We start from the raw sequence: 19888 nt of genomic DNA, 5'->3' as shown, positions 1-19888 counted from the left end.
ACGGGGCCTCAGCCCAGCGGTCCGCCGTCGAGGCTGCGTTCCTCGATCAGGCGTGCCCCGAGGATGCGCTCCACCACGGGGCGTCCGGCCAGGCCGGAGTCCTCGATGGTCTCATCGTCATCACTGGGGGTCTCGTCCGACCAGTCTACGGAGCCGTTCCCGCCCGGGGCGTTCACCCCGCCGGTGGAGTGGGCCGCGCCGGTGGCGCCTCCGGCTCCGCCAGGGCGTCCCGACGACGGCCCCTCACCTGAGGCGTCCGCCTGCGGTGAGGAGGCGGACGGCTCTGAGGCGCCGGGTTCGTCTGCCGAGGATGACGCTGTGGGCGCGCCGGCCGGGGTGCCGGCGGACATCGAGGAGGCCTGCGGGCTGGTCCCGGGGTGAGGCGCCGCGGCCCCGGCCTGGGTCCTGTTGTACTGCTCCATCATCTGCTGGAACCTGCTGGCCCGGCGGCCGTGCGGCGTACCGGAGCTGTCCGGGGCGGTCTGATCGGACGTCGTGGCGGAGGACTCGCCTGCGGTGGATGCGGCGGTGAATCCCGCGCCACCGGCACGTTCGGCACGCATCTCGGCCTCGGGCCGGGCGAACACCGGGATGCCCCAGCCGGGTTCGGGCCGGGAGACCTTCGGCTCCTCGGGGGCCGACTCCTCGAGCGTCGGTTCTGCTGCTGCCGGAGCGGCGGGTGCTGGAGCGGCGGGAGAGTCGGACGCAGGGGTGGCAGCGGCGTCGGACACCGGGATGTCCTCGGCGTCCAGGACGCCACGGTCCGGATCCTGGTCCGAGGATGAGGCAGAGGTGTCCAGGGGAGCGTAGGGATCGTCCTCGGGGGCGTACTGCTCCTCGTAGGGATCGAACGGATCCTCGTCCGGCTCCGGGGGCAGGGCCCAGGGGTTCTCGTCAGCAGGCGGGGGTCCCTGAGGCTCGGCGGGGCGGCCACCGGTGGGACCGGCCGGACGGTCTGACTGCGGAGCCGGGGCCGCTGGCTGATGCTCACGTTCCGGGGCTGGGGCCGGTGCGGCTGGCTGCCGGCCTGCTGCGGGTGCCGGGGCAGGGGACTGCTGCGGCTGGGGGGCCGCCGGGGTGGGGCGGCCCTCAGCTTTTGGGCCAGGACCACCTGCCGGAGCAGCCCCTCCCGTGATGAGGTCGATCTGCGGCTGCATGCCCAGGACTTGGTTCACCGCACGGGCGATGTCCTGATCGCCCCCGCGCTGCTGCACGCGGTCGCGGGCGCCGTCATTGGCGAAGCCGATGGTCAGCAGCTGGCCGTCGAACCCGGCCACGGAGGCGTTCTGGCTGACCACGATCCAGATGAACCGGGCGTTCTCCTGCAGCACGTCCAGGACCTCGGGCCAGGCACGGCGGATCATCTCCACCGAGTTGCCGCCACCGGAGGGCTGCTGCGGTGGGCCCGCAGGGGACTCGGGCTGCTGGCCGGGAGCCTGCTGGTGCTGCGGTGCCCCACGATCGGCAGCCGAGGCCGACGGGCCATCCGGGGCCGGCGGTGCGGGGCGCAGCTGCTCGCGCTGGTTGGGCGGGGTCTGCCGCGCCTGCGGTTCCTGCTGGGCCGGTGCGGGATGCTGTGCCTGAGACGGCGCCGGCCGGTCCTGGCGGGCGGGCTCCTCCGGCGGCACGGCCCAGGTGCCGCCCCAGTCGGCGGACGGTGCAGGGGCAGCGGGACGCTGAGTCTGCGGTGATGACTGGGAGGGCGCCGGGGCCTGATCGGTCTGCACCGGCTCGTCCTGCTGGCGCGGTGCGGACTGATCATGCTCGGGCACGCCGGGCTGGTGGTCCGGGCCGGCCGCGGGCTCGTCGGGACGCTGGCTCTGCGGCACGGGCGTTGCGGCGGCGGGGTGCTGTTCGGCCTGCTCCTCGCGCTCCTGCTCTGCCTCGCCGGACACAGCGGCCGGAGGGATGGTGGGGGTGTTCGGCTCGGACGGCGGGACGGGGGAGTCCTGAGCGGGCTGGACCGCCGGTGGGCGCGCGGCCGACTGCGGGGTCTGCGGCGCCTGGTCGGGTCGCTCGGCTGGCGCTTCGCCCTGCTGGTCCCGGCGCATCGCCGCGCGGGCCAGCGCGGCACCGGAGAGGCCCTGCTGACCCGGAGCACCCTGATCCATCCCCTGGCCACCCTGCTGAGGTGAGGCGCCAGGAGAGGGTGCGGGGCCGGCGTCGGGAAGCCCTGCCTCTGCCTGTCCTCCGTAGGAGAGGCGGCGCTCGATCCGATCCAGCCGCGCGGCCAGGCCACGTTCGGTCTGATCGGTGGAGGGCAGCATCAGCCGGGCCATGAGCAGCTCGAGGTGCAGCCGCGGACTCGTGGCGCCGACCATCTCGGTCAGGGCGTGGTTGGTGATGTCCGCCGCGCGGGAGAGCTCGCCGCCGCCCAGCTGGGCAGCCTGGGTCTCGAGCCGACGCAGCTGGTCCTCGGGCATGCCATGCAGGACGGAGGAGGCGGCATCCGGCATGGCCTTGACGATCACCAGGTCGCGGAACCGCTCCAACAGGTCCTCCACGAACCGGCGCGGGTCCTGACCGGACTGCACCACCCGGTCCACCACACGGAACACGGTCTGCGAATCGGAGGCGGCCACAGCGTCCACCACATCGTCGAGCAGGGCATCCGGGGTGTACCCGAGCAGGTTGACGGTGAGGTCATAGGCCAGCCCGTCCTCGGTGGCGCCGGCCATCAGCTGGTCCAGCACCGAGAGGGTGTCACGCACGGACCCACCGCCCGAGCGCACCACCAGCGAGAGCACACCGGGCGCCACGGCCACGTTCTCCTGGGCACAGAGCCGCTCCAGGTACTCCATCAGCGGCTCCGGCGGCACCAGCCGGAAGGGATAGTGGTGCGTGCGGGAACGGATGGTCCCGATCACCTTGTCCGGCTCGGTGGTGGCGAAGATGAACTTGATGTGCTCCGGCGGCTCCTCCACGATCTTCAGCAGCGCGTTGAAGCCCGCCGAGGTGACCATGTGGGCCTCGTCGATGATGAAGATCTTGTAGCGGTCTCGCACCGGGGCGAAGGTGGCCCGCTCGCGCAGATCTCGGGCGTCGTCCACACCGCCGTGGGAGGCGGCGTCGATCTCGATCACGTCCAGGGCGCCCGAGCCGCCGGTGGCCAGCTCCTGGCAGGAGTCGCACTGACCGCACGGGGTGGGGGTGGGGCCCTGGGCACAGTTCAGACAGCGCGCCAGAATGCGGGCCGAGGTGGTCTTGCCGCAGCCGCGGGGGCCGGAGAAGAGGTAGGCGTGGTTGACCCGGTCCTTGGACAGCGCCTGCATGAGGGGTCCGGTGACGTGCTCCTGCCCGATCACGTCCTCGAAGGAGTCGGGGCGGTAGCGGCGATACAGGGCGGTGGTCACCCACAGCACCCTAGTCGCTGCAGGGCGGTGCTGCACGGTCGGTCCACAGGAACGGAGGGCACGCGCAAGGGGACCGGGAAGAACCGTGCCGCAGGGTGGGTTGACCACTGGTGGACCCTGACCCCGACTCCCCGAGGAGCCCGGCCGTGACCACCTCTGCCGCCACCCTGACCGACCTCCCCGCCCTGACCCAGGAGCAGCTCGCCGTGCTGTTCGAGGGCGCGCACACCACCAACACCTTCACCGACGAGCCGGTGGACGTGGCCCTGGTCCAGAAGGTGTACGAGGACCTGCGGTGGGCGCCGACCGCCATGAACATCCAGCCGCTGCGTCTGACCGTGGTGGACTCGGCTGAGGCGCGCGAGCGTCTGATCGCCCACATGGCCCCGGGGAACCAGGACAAGACCGCGGCCGCACCGCTGGCCCTGGTGGCCGCCTATGACCCCCGCTGGCACGAGCACATGCCGCACCTGGCGCCGCACCGCGAGGGCGCGCGCGAGCAGTTCGAGGGCAAGGCTGAGGTCCGCGAAGGCATGGCACGCACCAACGCCCTGATCCAGACCGGCTACCTGATGTTGGCCCTGCGCGCCCACGGCCTGCAGGTCGGCCCCATGGGCGGCCTGGACACCTCCGGTGTGGACGCCGAGTTCCATGCGGAGAACGGCTGGAAGACCCTGCTGGTGATCAATGTGGGTCACGCCCCGAACCCCGAGGATGAGGACGCCCAGCGCCCGCGTGCCGGCCGGCTGGAGTTCGAGCAGGCCGCCCAGGTGCTCTGAGCCTGCACCGAGCTCAGTCGAGGCCGGTGAAGATCCAGGGGGTGCGGGGGAGACGGTCCGGGGCGAACGCGTCCAGGGCGGCGTCCAGACTCTCCCCGGGCAGTCCGACGGACTCCAACAGCACCGTGCGCACCCGGTCGGCCGTCCACGGTGCGGGCTCGGTGTCCGGGATGTCCTGGCCGTCCAGGCCGTCCAGCACGCCCATGTCCTCCAGGGTCACCGCGCCGTCCCGCTTGGCCAGCCGCTTCCCCTCGGCGTTGAGCACCAGAGGCACATGGGCGTACTCCGTGACGGGCCTGTCCTGTGCTTCACCGGGCACCTCGATCGCCCCGGCATCCCACAGGACCCCGGCCAGCCAGTCCTGACGCGGAGCCGAGCTGAGCAGGTCGTCGCCGCGCACCACCTGGTCCACGCCCTGCGTGAGATCGTCCACCACCACAGCCAGGTTGTAGGCGAACGCGCCGTCATTGCGCCGCAGCACGAAGTCGTCCACCGCCGCCCGCACCGTCCCGTGCAGCACATCGGTCACCTGATGGGCCGGTGCCCCGTCGGTTCCCGCGGCGCGCGCGGCGTCGATCCGCAGGGCTGCAGGGCGGTCCCGACGACGGCGCTCGCGTTCTGATTCCGAGAGGTTCCGGCAGGTGCCCGGATAGGAGCCGGGCGGAAGCAGCAGGCGACCCGCGCTGTGAGGCGAGGGGCCGTCGTCGGGCAGCTGTGCAGAGGAGGCGGGGGACTGCGTGGGATGAGGGGCGCTGGTGGCCTCGGCGATGTCCTTGCGCGAGCAGAAGCACTCGTAGACCAGGCCGCGCTCGCGAAGGACGTCCAGGGCGTGCTCATAGAGGTCGATGCGCTCGGACTGGCGGACGGGCTCGGCGTCCCAGTTCAGGCCGATCGCCTCGAGCTCGCGCAGCTGCTGGGCCTCGGCGCCGGCGCGAACCCGGTCCAGGTCCTCGATCCGCAGCAGGAAGGTGCGCTCGGTGTGCCGGGCGAAGAGCCAGGCGAGCAGGGCCGTGCGCAGATTGCCCAGGTGCAGCTGACCGGTGGGGCTGGGGGCGTACCGTCCTGCGCGCATGGGTGGGGGACCTTTCCGAGAACGTCAAAGACCCCCCACGCACCTGCCAGAGCCCACCTACCCTTGCTACCTTCCGGTCCTGGGGGAGTTCAGCGAGATGACACCACGTGAGGGGCCGCCGACCATACTACCAGCGTTGGGACGGTGGCGGCCTCCCGGGGCCGATTGGTCCCCGAGGGGCGGCGTCCGTTATGATGGACTCTGCTCGTGCGACGGTCACCCCGGTGATCGGCGTGTGAGTACATGAGGAGGATTCGCCTAGCGGCCTATGGCGCACGCCTGGAACGCGTGTTGGGTTCACGCCCTCGGGGGTTCAAATCCCCCATCCTCCGCAGTGGGAACAGCCCCGGTGACTCGGTTGAGTCGCCGGGGCTGTTCGCATCTGACAGGCCACGACTCCAGCTCGCGGCGACATGGGAGCCGCTGGCGCGTAGAGGTTGATACGTGGGCGATAATGAGTGTATGGTTCGCCCCTTGATAAGATCCCAGCATGTTCTGGGAATTGTTGCACTGGTCTGCTCCTTGATGGTGCCCAGTGCCGTCCCGGCCTTCGCGGCCACTCCCAGCGCTGCCAGCGCTGCCCCGTCCCAGGCCCTCACGGTCACCACCCCAGAGGTCGTCGGCAACGCCGTGGTCGGACAGCTGCTCTCCCTCGCCGGGGAGCTGGATCCGACCAGCCAGATCCAGTGGATGCGTGACGGGGTTCCACTGTCTGGAGCGACGGGTGCGGACTACCGCCTGGTCCTCGAGGACACCTGCTCGATCATCTCCGCTCGCATCACGCAGAACGGTTTTGCTGCGGACACAAACGGGGTCGGTCCCGTCCAGATCCTCGAGTCACAGCTGACTCGGCCGGTCGTCCAGGGGCAGGCCGCTCTGGGGAAGACCCTGACCGCCGTTCCGGGTCCGATGCCCTCTGGCTCGACCATCCACTACCAGTGGCTGCGCGACGGCGTGGAGATCATCGGCGCCACCCAGCCCACCTACACGCTGGGTGTGACGGACGTTAACCGGTCGATCACCGTGCAGATCAGCGGCTCACGCGGCGGGTGCACAATCCCGGCCGTGGCCAGCGCGGCCGGTGCATCCAGTGTGGTTGCCGCCGGCGTGCTGATCGGCCCGGATCCCACGGTCGCCGGAACCACCCGAGTGGGGCAGACCCTGACCGTGCTGCGCGGGACGTGGCCCATCGGGACCGCGCTGCGCCAGCAGTGGCTGCGCAACGGTGCGCCGATCACCGGTGCCACCGGCTACAAGTACACGTTGACGGCTGCTGACCGTGGTGCTCGCATCGCCGTTCGAGTGACCGCATCCAAGCCCGGACACGCGGACGTCACCAAGCTGACGCCAGCGACCGTTGCCGTCTCGCCCGGCGTCCTGACCGGACCGAACCCCACGATAGCCGGGGCGACCCGGGTGGGGCAGACCCTGACCGTGCTGCGCGGGACGTGGCCCATCGGGACCGCGCTGCGCCAGCAGTGGCTGCGCAACGGTGCGCCGATCACCGGTGCCACCGGCTACAAGTACACGTTGACGGCTGCTGACCGTGGTGCTCGCATCGCCGTCCGGGTGACAGCGTCCAAGACGGGGTACGACAACGTCACGAAGCTGACTCCCCGCACCGCGGTGATCTCCCTGGGCACGCTGACCGCACCGGCCCCGAAGATCTCCGGCACAGTGCGCGTGGGGCAGACCTTGACCGCGCTCCGTGGCACGTGGACCTCCGGGACCACGCTGCGCCAGCAGTGGCTGCGCAACGGTGTGCCGATCACCGGTGCCACGAGCCCCAAGTACATGCTGACAGCTGCCGACCGTGGCAAGTACATCTCCGTGCGAGTGACCGGTTCCAAAGCCGGATACACGACCGTCACCACGGTCAGCTCGAGGACGGGTGCTGTGGCGCTGGGCGTGCTGACGGCCCCCACGCCCAAGCTCTCGGGCACGGCCCGCGCCGGGTACACGGTCAGTGCCGCCCGGGGCACCTGGACCTCCGGGACCACGCTGCGCCAGCAGTGGCTGCGCAACGGAGTGGCGATCCCTGGAGCCACGGGCACCAGCTACCGACTCACCTCAGCTGATGTGGGCCGGAACATCTCGGTGCGCGTGACCGGCTCGAAGGCCGGCTATGGAACCGTCGCCCGGACCTCCGCCACTGTTCGTGTGGCCACGCAGACGCCGCCCACCTCCACGGGAAGCTGCCCTGCGGCCTACCCGATCAAGGGCAACGCCAACTCCGGCATCTATCACGTCCCCGGAGGGGCGTACTACGCCGTCACCAGAGCCGAGGAGTGCTTCGCCACTCGGGCGGCAGCCGAGGCGGCGGGGTATCGGGCCTCGAAGCGATGAACGTCTCCTCCTGAGGACCTGACGGCCCGAACTGTGCCCGGGTGACCACGTTGGCCACCGGGGCACAGTCGTCCCTGCGCTGCCGGGGCATCAACGGAGGGGCACCCCGGCCGCCAGCAGCCAGCCCGGGACACGCCCGGGAACCTTCACGTCGGCCCAGGTCCAGCGGATGACCCGGCGGCCTGCCCCGTCCATTGCTCGTTCACGGCGCCGCTCCTCCACGAAGACCTGATGGGTGCTCTGACGGGAGAGGGAGGCGGACCGGCTGTTCTTGATGAGTCCATCGAACTCGCCGAACACTCCGGCCTCGCACCACTCCACGTCCGGGCGGACGGGGCGTCCGTCCTCCAGACTGTGAGTGGTCTGCAGCCCCGGCATCAGCAGCCTTGCCTCCCAGATCTGGGCGTGTGAGGTTGCTTCGCCCCGGGATTCTGCACGTGCATCACCGAGCTCGATGGCGAGCGTGGCCCGTTCCAGCTTGCATCGGACGGGAATCAGGTCGATCCAGTGCGGGATCTCGGGCGCGGTGAGCCGTCGGCCGCCAGCTGTGCGTCCCCTGAGCACGCTGTCCACCACGGACAGTGCCTCTCCAGCGGGACCCGGCAGATCACATCGGCGGCGGCCCGGACCAGGGGGTCTGCGAGTGCCCCGCGGTGCAGGTCGGATGTGCGCATGCTCCATGGTGTGGAGCGCTCATCCTGCTGGGCCACTGACGTGGCTGCCGCCGAGGAGGGACAGAGCGTTGCCGGTGTCTGCGCAGGAGCGTCCGGGGCTCAACAGGACCAAGACGGTTCTACCGGGCCATGCAGGGGCTCGCAAGAACCGTCTTGGTGCTGTAAAGCGGCCGAAGGGGTGCTCAGCGCGCCAGCAGCTGCGGGTGGAACTTCTCGGTGACCTTCGGGTGAGCCCGGGCGAAGCCCTTGAGCATGTTCGCCCCGAACGAGGAGAGCATGGGGTTCTCCGGGTCGTCCGAGGCCCCGCGTGCGGCAGCGGCCAGCTCGGCCGGCAGCTCCACGGGCTCGATCACGGCGTCCAGGCGCGGGGAGTAGAAGAACGGCACCGCGTACCGGTCCACACCCTGGTCCGGGGCGATCACCCGGTGGATGGTGGCCATCAGGTAGCCGTTCGTGGCCACCTCGAGCATCTCGCCCAGGTTCACCACCAGCGCCCCGTGGATCGGCTCCACCGGCAGCCATTTGTCCTGACCGTACGGGCGCACCTCCAGCCCGCCGACCTGGTCCTGCAGCAGCAGGGTGATGAACCCGTAGTCGGCGTGCAGCCCCACGCCCTGCGTGCCGGCCTCCTTCACCCCGCCCACATAGTGCGCCAGCTTGGCCATCCAGGCACGGTTGCCGGTGAACGCCTCGGCGAAGTGGTCCTCGTCCAGCCCGATCGCCACGGACAGCGCCTTCAGCAGGTCCTCGCCCACGCGGTCCATCAGTGCGGTCCACTCCATGGCGGTGCGCTCCAGCTGGGGCATGTCCGCCGGCCACTGGTTGGGGCCCTGCAGCACCCAGTAGTCCTCACCGGGCTGGATCTGCTCGGCCGGCACCGGCGCGCGCTCGGGGGAGAAGTCGATCTGCTCCCGTGAGTCCGGACGGCCCTGGGTCCGCTCGGCGCCCACGCTGGAGTACCCGCGGTAGTGCGGTGAGTTCTGGTTGTGCAGCGCCAGCTTCTCCTGCTCCGGCCGGGCGAAGAAGTCCGCACTGACCTGGAACAGCTCGTCGACCTGGCCCTCGGCGGCCCCGTAGTCCACGATCTGGAAGAACCCCACGTGGTGTGCCGCGTGGCGCAGCTCATCCAGGAACTCCGGGTTGAAGGACCCATCCTCACGGCGCATCCGGGCCAGCGAGAGCACAGGGATCTCCAGCTCGGCGGTGTCCGCTGGGGCAGTGAGGGTTGCGGTGTCAGAAGTCATGGACACCAGTGAACGACGACGGCACCCCTTCCCAGCGCGGGTTGCCTCGCGCGACGCCCCGTGACGTCACGCCGTCATCTTCTGGTCATCGAGCCGGTGATCCGGGACAATGTCTGCTCCAGCAGCGCCTGACCGGCCTCCTCATGGATCGCGTCCTCACGGCCGAACCCCTCGGTCGCCAGGTCCGCCGGCGTGAGCACCGGGTAGGCGGTCTCCGGCACACCGTCCCCGGGCCGGACGTCCACATGGGTCACGGAGGCACCTCTCGCGTGCAGCCACTCGGCCATGGCATAGTCCGTGCGCGAGTCCCCGCAGGTGATCCAGCGGACCGGCATCTCCCCGTCGGCCGAGAGCAGCTCCCAGGCCCGCTCGGCGCCCAGGTCCTTGCCGCTGCGGACGTGTTCGATGTCCGAGGAGATGATCGTGGAGTCCACCTGGAACGCGGTGGACAGCCCGGCCTGCGCCAGCGCCGCCTGGGCGAACTCCTCGAACTCGGCCTGCGCCGGACGGTAGTCCTCCAGCGCCAGTCCCACGGTCATCTCTGCACTGACCATGGCCAGCTTGGTGTCGTCGAAGAACATGCTCTCGCCGTGCGTCTCGCGGATCTGCTGAGCCAAGCGCTCGGCGAGGTCGGCTCGGACTCGCATGCCGTCGTCGGGACGGATCCACTCCGGGACCGACCCCGCCGGGGTGACCTCTGGAAGCGGGCCGTCCGGAAGATGCGCCGCGGAGAACCAGACGGCTCCCTTCTCGCAGACGGCGTGCACGCGGGCGGTGGGGGACAGGCCTGCCTCGCGCAGGGCAGCCAGCAGCTGGTGGAGCACGAACTGGGCGGAACGGCCGGTGTTGAACACCACGGGGATGCCGCGGTCGGTCAGCTCCACCAGGGTGTGCAGGATGCCGTCCGGGACGGCGCGGGTCTGCGGGGAGGCGAGGGGGCCGTCCACATCCAGCAGGAGGCCGACCGGGGGAAGAGTGCGCATGGCACCAGCCTGCCACCCGCAGCCAGGTGAGGCTCCGGGCGCCGAAATCTGCAGATGAGACGCGACTCACAGTCGGGATAGTCTGTGCGGGTAGGCTCCCGACCGCATCCGAAGGAGAATCAGCCGGTGTCCACCCCACCCACGCCGTCCTCCCGCGCGCCCGGTGAGCCGGCGCCCCACAAGGAATGGCACGGACAGCGGATCTTCACCGAGGAGGACCTGGGCCGCTACTTCGAACAGGAGGATCCGCGTGCGGCCGCCCAGGTGCGCCGCCGGCGGAGGCGTCGGCACGCGGCGGTGATCGTGGTCCTGGTGCTGCTGCTGGTGGGCGTGCTGCTGGCGGCCTGGCAGGTGCTGCGGGGGAACTGGGAGATCCCCGGCTGGGAGGCGGCGCCCCCGCCGGCCCCGCTGTCCTGCCCCGTGGATCCGGTCTCCTTCAGCCAGGCCTCCACGGTGCACGTGTACAACGGCACCTCGATCGGCGGGCTCGCCGGTGAGGTGGCCAACGACCTCGAGGCCAGGGGGTTCACCATCGGCACCGTGGGCAACAAGCGCCTGGGGAACCAGCAGCGCGTGGGGGTGGTCACGGCCGGCCCGGAGGGACAGGACACCGCCTTGGCCGTGCAGCGAATGATCGAGGGCACCCAGTTCCAGCCCGATGACCGTGAGGATGACTCCGTGGACCTCGTGCTGGGCGTGCGCTACCAGCAGCTGGTGGCCGAGGACGCCGTGGACACCACCGCCGGGCCGCTGCTCTGCCCCGAGCCGGACACCGAGGGGCAGACCTCGTCTGCCTCCACCACGACGACGGCCCCCTGAGTCACCCGGTCAGGGCGAGTCAGAGGGCCGCTCGGCAGGGTCGCCGGGAAGGTGAGGCGGCGAGGTGCCGTCCTTACAGGCTCACGCCGAACACCAGCGGCACCAGCGTGTACATGACCAGCATGACCAGGCCCAGTGAGATCACGTTCAGCCAGACGCCGGCGCGGACCATCTGCTTGATCGAGACCTCACCGGAGCCGAACGCCACGGCGTTGGACGGCGTGGCCACCGGCAGCATGTAGGCCGAGCAGACGGCCAGCGTGACGGCGATGGTCATCAGCATCGGGCTGATGCCCAGGCCCACGGCCACGGCACCGAAGATCGGGAAGAACGCGGCGGCGGTGGCGGTGTTGGAGGTCAGCTCGGTCAGGCCCAGACCCACGATGATGACCACCAGGATGATGACCCAGCTGGGCACGCCGGACAGCCCGCCCACCTGCTCGCCGATCCACTGGGACAGGCCCGTGGCGGAGAACATCGCCGAGAGGGACAGGCCGCCGCCGAAGAGCAGCAGCAGGCCCCAGGGGATCTCCTTGGAGGCGGACCAGCGCAGCAGCGGGGTGCCGTTGGCGTCCACTGAGCGCTTCTGGGCCGGGACCAGGAAGCAGGCGATCGCAGCGGCCATGGCCACCTGGGTGTCGGAGATCGAGCCCAGCCACGGCATGGCCTCGGCCACGGCGGGGATGTCGGCGATGAACGGCACGAACACCCAGAAGAAGATGGCCACCAGGAAGATCAGGCCCACCCGGCGCTCCGGGGTGGTCATCCGGCCCATCTGGGCCAGCTCGTCACGGATCATCTCAGCGCCGCCGGGGATCACCTTGGCCTCGGGGCGGAACACCAGCTTGGTCAGCACCAGCCAGGCCACGAACAGCATCACCACAGCCCACGGCACGCCCACCAGCATCCACTGGCCGAACTCCATGTCGAAGCCCTGGGACTCGCCCAGGTAGGCCTTCATCAGGGCCATCGGCGGCTGGCCGATCAGGGTGGCGGTGGAGCCGATGGTCACGCCGTAGGCCACGCCCAGCAGCATGGAGGCGGCGAACTTGGGGCCGGCCGCGGCAGGGTCCACGCGGCGGACCAGGGTCAGGATGGACACGGCGATCGGCACCATGATCACGGCGGTGGCGGTGTTGGACACCCAGGCGGAGATGAACGCCGAGGCCACCATCAGGCCCAGCACGATCTGCGCCGGCTTGGTGCCGATCGTGCGGATGGTCAGCAGCGCCACGCGCAGGTGCAGGTTGGACTTCTCGGTGGCCAGGCCCAGGATCACGCCGCCCATCACCAGGAACACCACGGAGTCGGCGTACGGTGCGGCCACCTCCTTCATCGGCGCCATGCCGAACAGCGGGAACAACACCAGCGGCAGCAGGGAGGTGACCGGGATCGGCGCGGCCTCGGTCATCCACCAGATCGCCATCCACAGGGCACAGCCGGCCACGGCCCGGCCCTCGAAGGACAACGACGCCGGCAACACCAGTGCCAGCACCAGGCCGGCCACCGGCCCCAGGGCCAGCAGCCACCAGTTGCGCTTGCCGCCGGCGTCCAGGGAGTCGGCCTGGGCGGCGGTGGCGGCCGCATCGTCAGCGACTGCCTGATGGGCATCCGGGGCGTGCGCGGCAGGGGCAGTGTCGCGTGGGCTGCGTTCAGCGGCCGCCGCGGAGGGGTTCTGTGGTACGGACATGAGGACCTCGGTGTGTAGAAGCGATGGGACCCGGCGTGTGGGGCGGCACAGCGTTCGTCATGCGGGCAAGCGTTGCGTGTGGACCACCTCACGCGTCCAGGTGATGAGATTCACCGTAGGATGCCTGATCAAGATTCAGAAGTACACATTCACCACACATTGAGAGGTCGAGCGTCTCAAACCGGCCTGGATGGGTCTTTCACCCCGCCCGGTGTGCGGACCTACGCTCTGACGTGAGGTCCGGCACACGCCGGGCCACCGGACCGACCGAAGGAGGAGCCATGGACCTGCGTCAGCTGCGCTACTTCGTGGCCGTGGCCGAGGAGCGTCACTTCGGCCGCGCCGCTGAGCGCCTTCACATGGCCCAGCCCCCGCTGTCCCAGCAGATCAAGCAGATCGAGGCCGAGCTGGGCGTCCAGCTGTTGGAGCGCACCACCCGCAAGGTGGATCTCACCGACGCCGGGCGTCTGCTGCTGGACCGGGCCCGGCAGCTCCTGGCCGATGCCGAGGACCTGATCGCCGATGTCCGCGAGGTCGGCCAGGGCGCCGCGGGCGTGCTCCGCGTAGGATTCGCCGGCTCAGCCACCTACCGCCTGATGCCCTCGATCGTCCGTCTGGCCCGCACCGAGCTGCCCGGCGTGCGCCTGCACGTGATCGGCGAGCTGCTCACCCCCAAGATGGAGCAGGCGCTGCTGGAGAACCGCTTGGACGTGGCCGTGCTGCGTCCTCCCGTGGAGTCCACCGAGCTGGCCTTGGACGAGGTGGCCGAGGACCGGCTGCTGGTGGCCATCCCCAACGCGCACCCGTTGGCCGCCGAGTCCGGGCCCGTGGAGCTGGAGCGCCTAGCCGGTGAGGACCTGGTCGGCTACCCGCGCCAGTCCGCAGTCTCCTCCATCGTCTGGGAGGCCTGCCGCCGGGCCGGGTTCCGTCCCCGGATCGTGCAGGAGGCCACGGAGACCTCCACGCTGCTGGCTTTCGTCGCCTCGGGCATGGGAGTGGCCCTGGTTCCCGACGGCGCCCGGCCGGCCACCGCGGCCCGGGTCACCTATCGAGCGCTCGCCGATGCTCCCGCCGTCGGGCTCTCGCTGGCCTGGAAGGCCGGCGCCACCTCGCCCCTGATCCCTGCCTTCCAGGCGATCGCCCACCGAGCCGCCGACCAGGTCCGGCAGGACCTGCTCGCCTCACCGCTGGCCCCCGTGGAGGGCGCGCCGGCGGCCCCTGACCTGTCCGATCCATCCGATCCATCCAGCCAACCGGAGACACCGTGAAGATCCAGCGCATCGAGGCCATCCCCTACGCCATCCCGTACCACCACCCGCTGAAGTTCGCCTCGGGCGAGGTGCACACCGCCGACCACGTGCTCATCCGGGTCCACACGGACGAGGGTGTGGTGGGCGAGGCCGACGCCCCGCCACGTCCCTACACCTACGGTGAGACCCAGACCTCGATCAAGACCATCGTCGAGGAGGTCTTCGCTCCGCAGATCGTGGGTCTGGACGTGTTCGACCGGGAGAAGGTCCATGCCGTGATGCACCGGACCATCCACAACCAGGTGGCCAAGGGCGCCGTGGACATCGCCCTGTGGGACGCCGCCGGCAAGGCGCTGGGCACCCCGGTGCACAAGATGCTCGGCGGTTGGACGGACAGCATGCGGGTCAGCCACATGCTCGGGTTCAAGCCCGCCCAGGAGCTGCTGGACGAGGCCCTGCGCTTCGGCCAGGAGCACGGGATCACCACCTTCAAGCTCAAGGTCGGACGCCGTCCGCTGAGCCTGGACATCGAGGCCTGCCACGTGCTGCGCGAGGGCCTGGGGGAGGACGTGGAGCTCTACCTGGATGCCAATCGCGGCTGGACCGCCAATGAGGCCATGGAGGTGCTGCGCCGCACCGAGGGGCTGGGGCTGAGCCTGCTCGAGGAGCCCTGCGACGCCAAGGAGGCCATGAGCCGGCGCCGCCTGGTGGAGCACTCACCCATTCCCGTGGTGGGCGACGAATCCGTGCCCACGGCCGGAGACGTCTCCCGCGAGCTGCTCTCCGGTGGCTGCAACGCCATCTGCATCAAGACCGCACGGTCCGGGTTCACCGAGGCCACTGAGATCCTGGGACTGTGCACCGGCCTCGGTGTGGACGTGACCATGGGCAACCAGATCGACACCCAGGTCGGCTCCCTGGCCACCGTCACCTTCGGCGCGGCGCACCAGGCCACCTCGCGCCGGGCGGGAGAGCTCTCCAACTTCCTGGACATGTCCGATGACCTGCTGGCCGAGCCGATCACCATCCAGGACGGCCGGATCTCCGTCCGCGACGAGCCCGGCGTGGGTGCCGGGATCGACGAGGCCAAGCTGGAGCGGTACCGCACCGATCGCTGAGGTGCGGGGCCGTCGTCGGGCCATCCAGACGCTGGTCGTCTCAATGGCCGCGCAACTCGACCTACCCACTCTTGACCCGTGACCCTAGGCTCACAGCACAGGGTGTGACCGGGATCTCACCGGAACCCGCACCCAGACACCGACCCCAGGAAGGTTGACCATGACCCCCAACGAGCACGAGGCCTCAGCCGCCGCCTCCGGCGCAGCCGCCACCGACCGCTTCCGCCAGTCCGGCAAGACCGGGCATGCCGTGGCCGATCAGGCCCGCGTCAACGAGCTGGCCTCGGCCCTGATCCAGGCCGCCAATGACATCGTCCTGGAGAAGAAGGTCACCTACGACGAGTACAACGCGCTGAAGTCCTGGCTAATCCAGGTCGGCGAGGACGGCGAATGGCCGCTGTTCCTGGACGTGTGGCTGGAGCACTCCGTGGAGGAGGTGGCCACCAGCCACCGCGAGGGCAACAAGGGCTCGATCGAGGGACCGTACTACGTGCCGGACGCCCCGCAGCCGCAGGACAACCGCACCATCCCCATGCGTGAGGACGAGTCGGGCACCCCGCTGCTGTTCAAGGGCCAGATCACCTCGACGGACGGCACCCCGCTGCCGAACGCCAAGATCGAGCTGTGGCACGCCGACGCCGAGGGCTTCTACTCCCAGTTCGCCCCGGACCTGCCCGAGTGGAACCTGCGCGGCACCTTCCACGCGGATGATCAGGGCAACTTCGAGATCGACACCGTCCAGCCCGCTCCGTACCAGATCCCCACGGACGGCGCCTGCGGCAAGCTGATCGCCGCCGCCGGCTGGCACGCCTGGCGTCCGGCCCACCTGCACCTGAAGTTCTCGGCCGAGGGCCATGAGCTGCTCACCGCCCAGCTGTACTTCCCGGGTGACGAGCACAACGACGACGACATCGCCACCGCGGTCAAGCCTGAGCTGATGCTGGACATCCAGCCGGCCGAGTCCGGCACTGGCGTGCAGACCACCTATGACGTGCGTCTGGACCCCGTCTCGACACAGACCCCGGACACCGTCCCGGGCGAGTGACCCGCCTCAGGGCAGCGTCGCCCTGACCATCAGGACCCCCGGAGCCGCATGCTCCGGGGGTCCTGTGCATCTCACCGTCCGTCGGGGTAGAGGCTGCTGGACAGGCCGTACTCGGGATCCAGCTCCGAGCGCAGCATCTGATGGTCCTCAGGGTGTGGCTGGCACGGGGACTTCGCCAGCAGCTCGACCTGGTCCGTGCCGCCGCTGAGCGAGTGGGTGACCACGGCGGAGAGCTCACCGCGGCGGGTGTAGGTGGTGGTGAGGTCCCCGTTCTGTCCGGATCCGCCGTCGGTGGGGCCCGCCACGGTGTTGCGGACCTCGAATCCGGCCTCCTCGAGCTGCTGCACGAGCTGGGACTGGTAGCCGGCCGCACCGGACGGGACGGCACCGGAAACCACCCCCACCCAGGAGGTCTCGGTCTGCGGCGCCTCGGCTTCAGGACGCAGGCATGTGGTCTCACGCAACTGGGTGATCTGGACCTGCGAGCCCTCTGGTGCCAGATCCGGCAGGGGCGAGAGCAGCTCCTCGAGTGCGTGCTGGTGGTCCGAGGCCGTGGAGACCGCGTCCGGGGTGGTCTCTCCGGTGGTGGAATCCATGGAGCAGCCTCCGATCAGAGTGGTGGTCAACAGGGCTGCGATCGCGACGCCGAGGGTGCGCGGTCGGCATTGAGGTCGGGTGGTCATGGGTTCAGCCCCTCGATGGCAGGTGCAGTCCTCATTCCAGGGTATCCGTGGGCACAGTCGGCAGCTGTCCGTCGGTGTAGTCCTCGGGACGGGTCTCCAGGGGTGATTCCAGGTAGCTGTAGCCGAAGCCATAGTGGTGTTCGTAGGGCACGAACTCGGAGACCTGGGTCCCTTCGATGACGCCCTGGATGTTCTGCGCCGAGGTCGAGCCAGGGATGAAGTAGTCGGTGTGGCCGTCCATGACGCTGGTCGGATCGGTGGGGTCCTTGAATCCGGTCTCCAGCCGCGTGGCACCCATCTGGTGGACCGGGTTCGACCCCTCGAGGAAGGATCCGCCGTGGTAGCCGCCGCCGAAGCCTTGGGCGTAGGCGATCGGATCGTCACGGGTCTGCAGCAGGTATCGGTGGGCGTCGGGATTGGCGGTGTCACCAGGGCTGGAGACGTTGTGCCCCGTTCCTGCAGGTGCCACGTACAGGATATTGGTCGAGTCCAAGCCCTCCCGTTCGGCCGTACCCAGCAGTGAGCCGCCGGCGCTGTACCCGATGTAGGTCGAGCGCACGTCCGGGGACAGTTCCAGGTCCAGTGCGCGGTCGAAGGCTGCCAGGTGAGGCGCACCCTGCTCGTTGTAGCTGCTGGTGAGGTTGTCCGGAATCTCGTCGGGCAGATCGGTGCCCTGCCAGTAGATCGAGATACGGTCATCTCCCTCAGCTCCGTCTACGGCGTCGAGCTTGTCGGTGTAGGACTCGAGGCTGCCCAGATCAGCGCCAGTTCCGGGCACCATGACCGAGGCGATCTGGGTGTCCGCCGAGGGAGTGCCCACCATCGTGGCGATCCGGCCATCGCCTTCCAGCGAGACGTAGAGCACCTGAGTGTCATGGTCCAGGGCATAGTCCAGGCCTTGGGCCAGGGCGGTCAGTCGTTGATCCTCAGCGCTCCAGGCTGCGTGGGCCGCTCGCCATGCGTTGTAGGCCTGGTGGTAGTCCGCCCGGTGGGTCCCGCTGGCTTCGTCCAAGAAGTCCTGCAGAGTCGGTTCGGATCCAAGCTCCTGTCGCGCCTGCGCGACAGTTTCCCGGTGGCCGGCCACGCTGATGGTGTTGGCGGTGACCCGCTGGGAGAAGGGGATGCCGTTGAGATTGCCGAAGACGCCGGGGTAGAGCAGCAGCAGCCGTTCCTGCTCGTGGTCCGGGAGGCCTGCAAAAGCTGTCCGGATGCCCGCGATGCCCTCTTCGGTGAGAGCAGCGTCTCCAGACATGGCCTTGTTCATGATGTCTTCGGCGGAACCGGGGACGAACGGCCCCATCAGCACGTTGTTCGCGAGCAGCTGGGCCGCCTCGGGGTTGGCGTCGGCCCAGGCGCGCAGTTCATCGTCGCTCAGTCCGCGCAGTGACGCCAACAGCTGGGCTGGGGTGACGGTGCCGAAGCGCTCATTGAGGCCCGAGGTGAAGGTGGCCCAGCCGGACTGGGCGAGGCTGTCCAGGGCCGCCGTGCTGGGCAGGTCGGCACCGTCTCCGCCGGTGATGGACTGCAGGGCGGCTGCGGTCTCGGCCACACAGTTGTCCCACGAGGTGGTGAGGGCCGTGGCACGACCGTTGAACGCGGCCGCGGCGGCTTCGGCCGCTGCGATGACGGAGGGGTCGTCCGACCCCGTGGCTGCCGCCAACTGAGCCTCCACAGACGGTTTGAGCTGGGTGAGGGCCTCGGACTCGTTCTGCAACGAGGGGCCTGTGAAGGCGAAGTCCACCAGCGCGTCTCGGGCGGCCACCAGGGCTGCGGACCACTCTGCGGCAGGGGTACTGAGGTCGTCCAGACCGGCGTAGACCTGCGCCTGAGTCTGGGCCTCTTGATACCCCGACCGCAGCCGGGACCATGCGATCTGTGCATCGCCGAGATACTCGTCGGCCTTCTCGGCGTGGCTGGCCATGTCGTGGGCAGCCTCGTCCAGATCCGTCCACGGGACCTCGATGTGAGGGAAAGATGCCAGCGTCGTCACGATCCACTCACAGCCGGCAGATTGGACAGTGCGGTGGATGCGGCGTCGGTCATCTCGCCGTCTGCATCGATGAAGGCTTCCGCTGCGGTGGCGACACAGCCAGCCTTGCGGAGCACGAGGGCGGCGATCCTCGTGCCGACGTCATTGCGGGACGCCCAGAACGCTGAGAAGGCGGAGGAGACCTCTGCAGCTGTGCCGAACTGGCCGCTGACATTGTCGCCGGCGGTCGTGGCCATCTCGGCGCTACCGCGCAGGCTCTCGCCGTCAGCGGCGACGTCGACCAGGACTGCGTGGATGATTCCGGGTGTGACCTCGTAGGACATGTGGCCCCCTTCCCGATCCCATCGTTGCGGTTCGGGCACCTGGACGCGATGGGGAGAACTCCCCATCGAAGGGGCTCAGCCGGTCTTGACGCGGACCGAGGACCACTCCTCGGACAGGGAGATGTTGGCGTTGAGCGTCCCTCCGCGCGACTCCAGATCCTTCCAGATCGAGTCCCGGTTGAGGTCCGAACGTCCGCCCTTGGGGTAGCCGATCCAGAACACCCGTGCTCCGGCCCCGGAATCCAGCCAGTCGTCCAGCAGGCCATCCAGCGTGGTCTGGTCCTGGGCGAAGAGCACGACGGCGGAGGCCTGGTCGATCTGTCCGGTCACCTCGGTGCCCTCTGGCAGGGGGTCCAGCAGCGCGTGCAGGCCCTGGTTGCCGCCGGCCAGGAAGAGGGTGTCGCCGGGCTTGATGAACAGCTTCTGCGCTGTGGTCTTCGTGCTCATGCGTCCATTCTGACCTGACGGCGACCGTAAGGTGAGGGGCGAGATCTGCTGATCCGCACGTCGCGATGCCCG

16 protein-coding genes, 1 tRNA gene and 1 other RNA gene are annotated in these 19888 nt (G+C 69.7%); 7 read left to right on the top strand and 11 right to left on the bottom strand.

Annotation, left to right across the window (positions count from 1 at the left end; genetic code table 11):
• Nucleotides 1-8: 8 nt before the first annotated feature.
• Complete coding sequence (locus BM355_RS09450) at nt 9-3353, bottom strand: DNA polymerase III subunit gamma and tau (RefSeq protein WP_091697882.1); 3345 nt, start codon at nt 3351-3353, stop codon at nt 9-11.
• A 146-nt stretch (nt 3354-3499) separates the two neighbouring features.
• Here BM355_RS09450 and BM355_RS09445 point away from each other — a divergent pair, with 146 nt between their 5' ends.
• On the top strand, nt 3500-4132 hold the full coding sequence (locus BM355_RS09445; RefSeq protein WP_245760714.1) for a malonic semialdehyde reductase: 633 nt from the start codon (nt 3500-3502) through the stop codon (nt 4130-4132).
• A gap of 13 nt (nt 4133-4145) precedes the next feature.
• Here the strand turns inward: BM355_RS09445 and gluQRS are convergent, their stop codons facing one another.
• On the bottom strand, nt 4146-5204 hold the full coding sequence (gene gluQRS, locus BM355_RS09440) for a tRNA glutamyl-Q(34) synthetase GluQRS (RefSeq protein WP_091697698.1): 1059 nt from the start codon (nt 5202-5204) through the stop codon (nt 4146-4148).
• Nucleotides 5205-5227: 23 nt separating this feature from the next.
• Nucleotides 5228-5324: signal recognition particle sRNA small type (gene ffs, locus BM355_RS09435), an RNA gene on the bottom strand.
• A gap of 127 nt (nt 5325-5451) precedes the next feature.
• On the opposite strand from ffs, the gene BM355_RS09430 reads away from it, so the two are divergent.
• Both BM355_RS09430 and BM355_RS09425 read left to right on the top strand, forming a co-directional pair.
• Nucleotides 5452-5536: transfer RNA gene (locus tag BM355_RS09430), tRNA-Ser, on the top strand.
• Nucleotides 5537-5732: 196 nt separating this feature from the next.
• The gene (locus BM355_RS09425) at nt 5733-7550 is read left to right on the top strand and encodes a sunset domain-containing protein (RefSeq protein ID WP_143109468.1); all 1818 of its coding nucleotides are present in this window, start codon (nt 5733-5735) and stop codon (nt 7548-7550) included.
• Between the two features lie 90 nt (nt 7551-7640).
• On the opposite strand, the gene BM355_RS09420 is transcribed toward BM355_RS09425, so the two are convergent.
• The 3 genes from BM355_RS09420 to BM355_RS09410 form a co-directional block, all read right to left on the bottom strand.
• Nucleotides 7641-8114, bottom strand: coding sequence for a hypothetical protein (locus BM355_RS09420; RefSeq protein WP_143109467.1), 474 nt, complete (start codon nt 8112-8114; stop codon nt 7641-7643).
• A 292-nt stretch (nt 8115-8406) separates the two neighbouring features.
• Nucleotides 8407-9468, bottom strand: a complete 1062-nt coding sequence (locus BM355_RS09415) for an isopenicillin N synthase family dioxygenase (protein WP_091697690.1) — start codon at nt 9466-9468, stop codon at nt 8407-8409.
• Nucleotides 9469-9542: 74 nt separating this feature from the next.
• Nucleotides 9543-10451 carry a Cof-type HAD-IIB family hydrolase gene (locus BM355_RS09410; protein WP_091697688.1) on the bottom strand — a complete coding sequence of 303 codons (909 nt, stop codon included), beginning with the start codon at nt 10449-10451 and terminating at the stop codon, nt 9543-9545.
• A gap of 126 nt (nt 10452-10577) precedes the next feature.
• On the opposite strand from BM355_RS09410, the gene BM355_RS09405 reads away from it, so the two are divergent.
• Complete coding sequence (locus BM355_RS09405; RefSeq protein WP_177227909.1) at nt 10578-11270, top strand: LytR C-terminal domain-containing protein; 693 nt, start codon at nt 10578-10580, stop codon at nt 11268-11270.
• Nucleotides 11271-11343: 73 nt separating this feature from the next.
• On the opposite strand, the gene BM355_RS09400 is transcribed toward BM355_RS09405, so the two are convergent.
• A complete protein-coding gene (locus BM355_RS09400) occupies nt 11344-12960 on the bottom strand; it encodes an SLC13 family permease (RefSeq protein ID WP_177227908.1) in 1617 nt (538 codons plus the stop codon).
• Between the two features lie 281 nt (nt 12961-13241).
• On the opposite strand from BM355_RS09400, the gene BM355_RS09395 reads away from it, so the two are divergent.
• The 3 genes from BM355_RS09395 to catA all read left to right on the top strand — a co-directional run bounded on the left by BM355_RS09395 (nt 13242) and on the right by catA (nt 16373).
• On the top strand, nt 13242-14228 hold the full coding sequence (locus BM355_RS09395) for a LysR substrate-binding domain-containing protein (protein ID WP_091697684.1): 987 nt from the start codon (nt 13242-13244) through the stop codon (nt 14226-14228).
• On the top strand, nt 14225-15328 hold the full coding sequence (locus tag BM355_RS09390) for a mandelate racemase/muconate lactonizing enzyme family protein (RefSeq protein WP_091697682.1): 1104 nt from the start codon (nt 14225-14227) through the stop codon (nt 15326-15328). The genes BM355_RS09395 and BM355_RS09390 overlap by 4 nt, the downstream gene beginning before the upstream one ends.
• A gap of 160 nt (nt 15329-15488) precedes the next feature.
• Complete coding sequence (gene catA, locus BM355_RS09385; protein ID WP_091697680.1) at nt 15489-16373, top strand: catechol 1,2-dioxygenase; 885 nt, start codon at nt 15489-15491, stop codon at nt 16371-16373.
• A gap of 71 nt (nt 16374-16444) precedes the next feature.
• On the opposite strand, the gene BM355_RS09380 is transcribed toward catA, so the two are convergent.
• The 4 genes from BM355_RS09380 to BM355_RS09365 form a co-directional block, all read right to left on the bottom strand.
• A complete protein-coding gene (locus BM355_RS09380; protein ID WP_143109466.1) occupies nt 16445-16969 on the bottom strand; it encodes a hypothetical protein in 525 nt (174 codons plus the stop codon).
• A 118-nt stretch (nt 16970-17087) separates the two neighbouring features.
• A complete protein-coding gene (locus tag BM355_RS09375) occupies nt 17088-19046 on the bottom strand; it encodes an alpha/beta hydrolase (RefSeq protein WP_091697676.1) in 1959 nt (652 codons plus the stop codon).
• Nucleotides 19043-19369: a hypothetical protein gene (locus BM355_RS09370; RefSeq protein ID WP_091697674.1), complete on the bottom strand. Its 327-nt coding sequence runs from the start codon at nt 19367-19369 to the stop codon at nt 19043-19045. The genes BM355_RS09375 and BM355_RS09370 overlap by 4 nt, the downstream gene beginning before the upstream one ends.
• 75 nt (nt 19370-19444) lie before the next feature.
• Entirely contained in the window at nt 19445-19816 is a 372-nt protein-coding gene (locus BM355_RS09365) for a hypothetical protein (RefSeq protein ID WP_091697672.1), read from the bottom strand.
• Between the last annotated feature and the right edge of the window lie 72 nt (nt 19817-19888).

The sequence above is a fragment of the Micrococcus terreus genome (assembly GCF_900116905.1).
GTDB lineage: Bacteria > Actinomycetota > Actinomycetes > Actinomycetales > Micrococcaceae > Citricoccus > Citricoccus terreus.
The sequence above is the reverse complement of the archived record's forward strand: the minus strand, read 5'-3'. Positions and strand labels throughout refer to the sequence as shown.

Excerpts from the sequence above, each read along its gene's own strand:
- BM355_RS09395 (WP_091697684.1), top strand. The coding sequence starts at position 13,242 with ATGGACCTGCGTCAGCTGCGCTACTTCGTGGCCGTGGCCGAGGAGCGT.
- BM355_RS09370 (WP_091697674.1), bottom strand. The coding sequence starts at position 19,369 with ATGTCCTACGAGGTCACACCCGGAATCATCCACGCAGTCCTGGTCGAC.
- BM355_RS09415 (WP_091697690.1), bottom strand. The coding sequence starts at position 9,468 with ATGACTTCTGACACCGCAACCCTCACTGCCCCAGCGGACACCGCCGAG.
- BM355_RS09400 (WP_177227908.1), bottom strand. The coding sequence starts at position 12,960 with ATGTCCGTACCACAGAACCCCTCCGCGGCGGCCGCTGAACGCAGCCCA.
- BM355_RS09365 (WP_091697672.1), bottom strand. The coding sequence starts at position 19,816 with ATGAGCACGAAGACCACAGCGCAGAAGCTGTTCATCAAGCCCGGCGAC.
- gluQRS (WP_091697698.1), bottom strand. The coding sequence starts at position 5,204 with ATGCGCGCAGGACGGTACGCCCCCAGCCCCACCGGTCAGCTGCACCTG.
- catA (WP_091697680.1), top strand. The coding sequence starts at position 15,489 with ATGACCCCCAACGAGCACGAGGCCTCAGCCGCCGCCTCCGGCGCAGCC.
- BM355_RS09410 (WP_091697688.1), bottom strand. The coding sequence starts at position 10,451 with ATGCGCACTCTTCCCCCGGTCGGCCTCCTGCTGGATGTGGACGGCCCC.
- BM355_RS09380 (WP_143109466.1), bottom strand. The coding sequence starts at position 16,969 with ATGGATTCCACCACCGGAGAGACCACCCCGGACGCGGTCTCCACGGCC.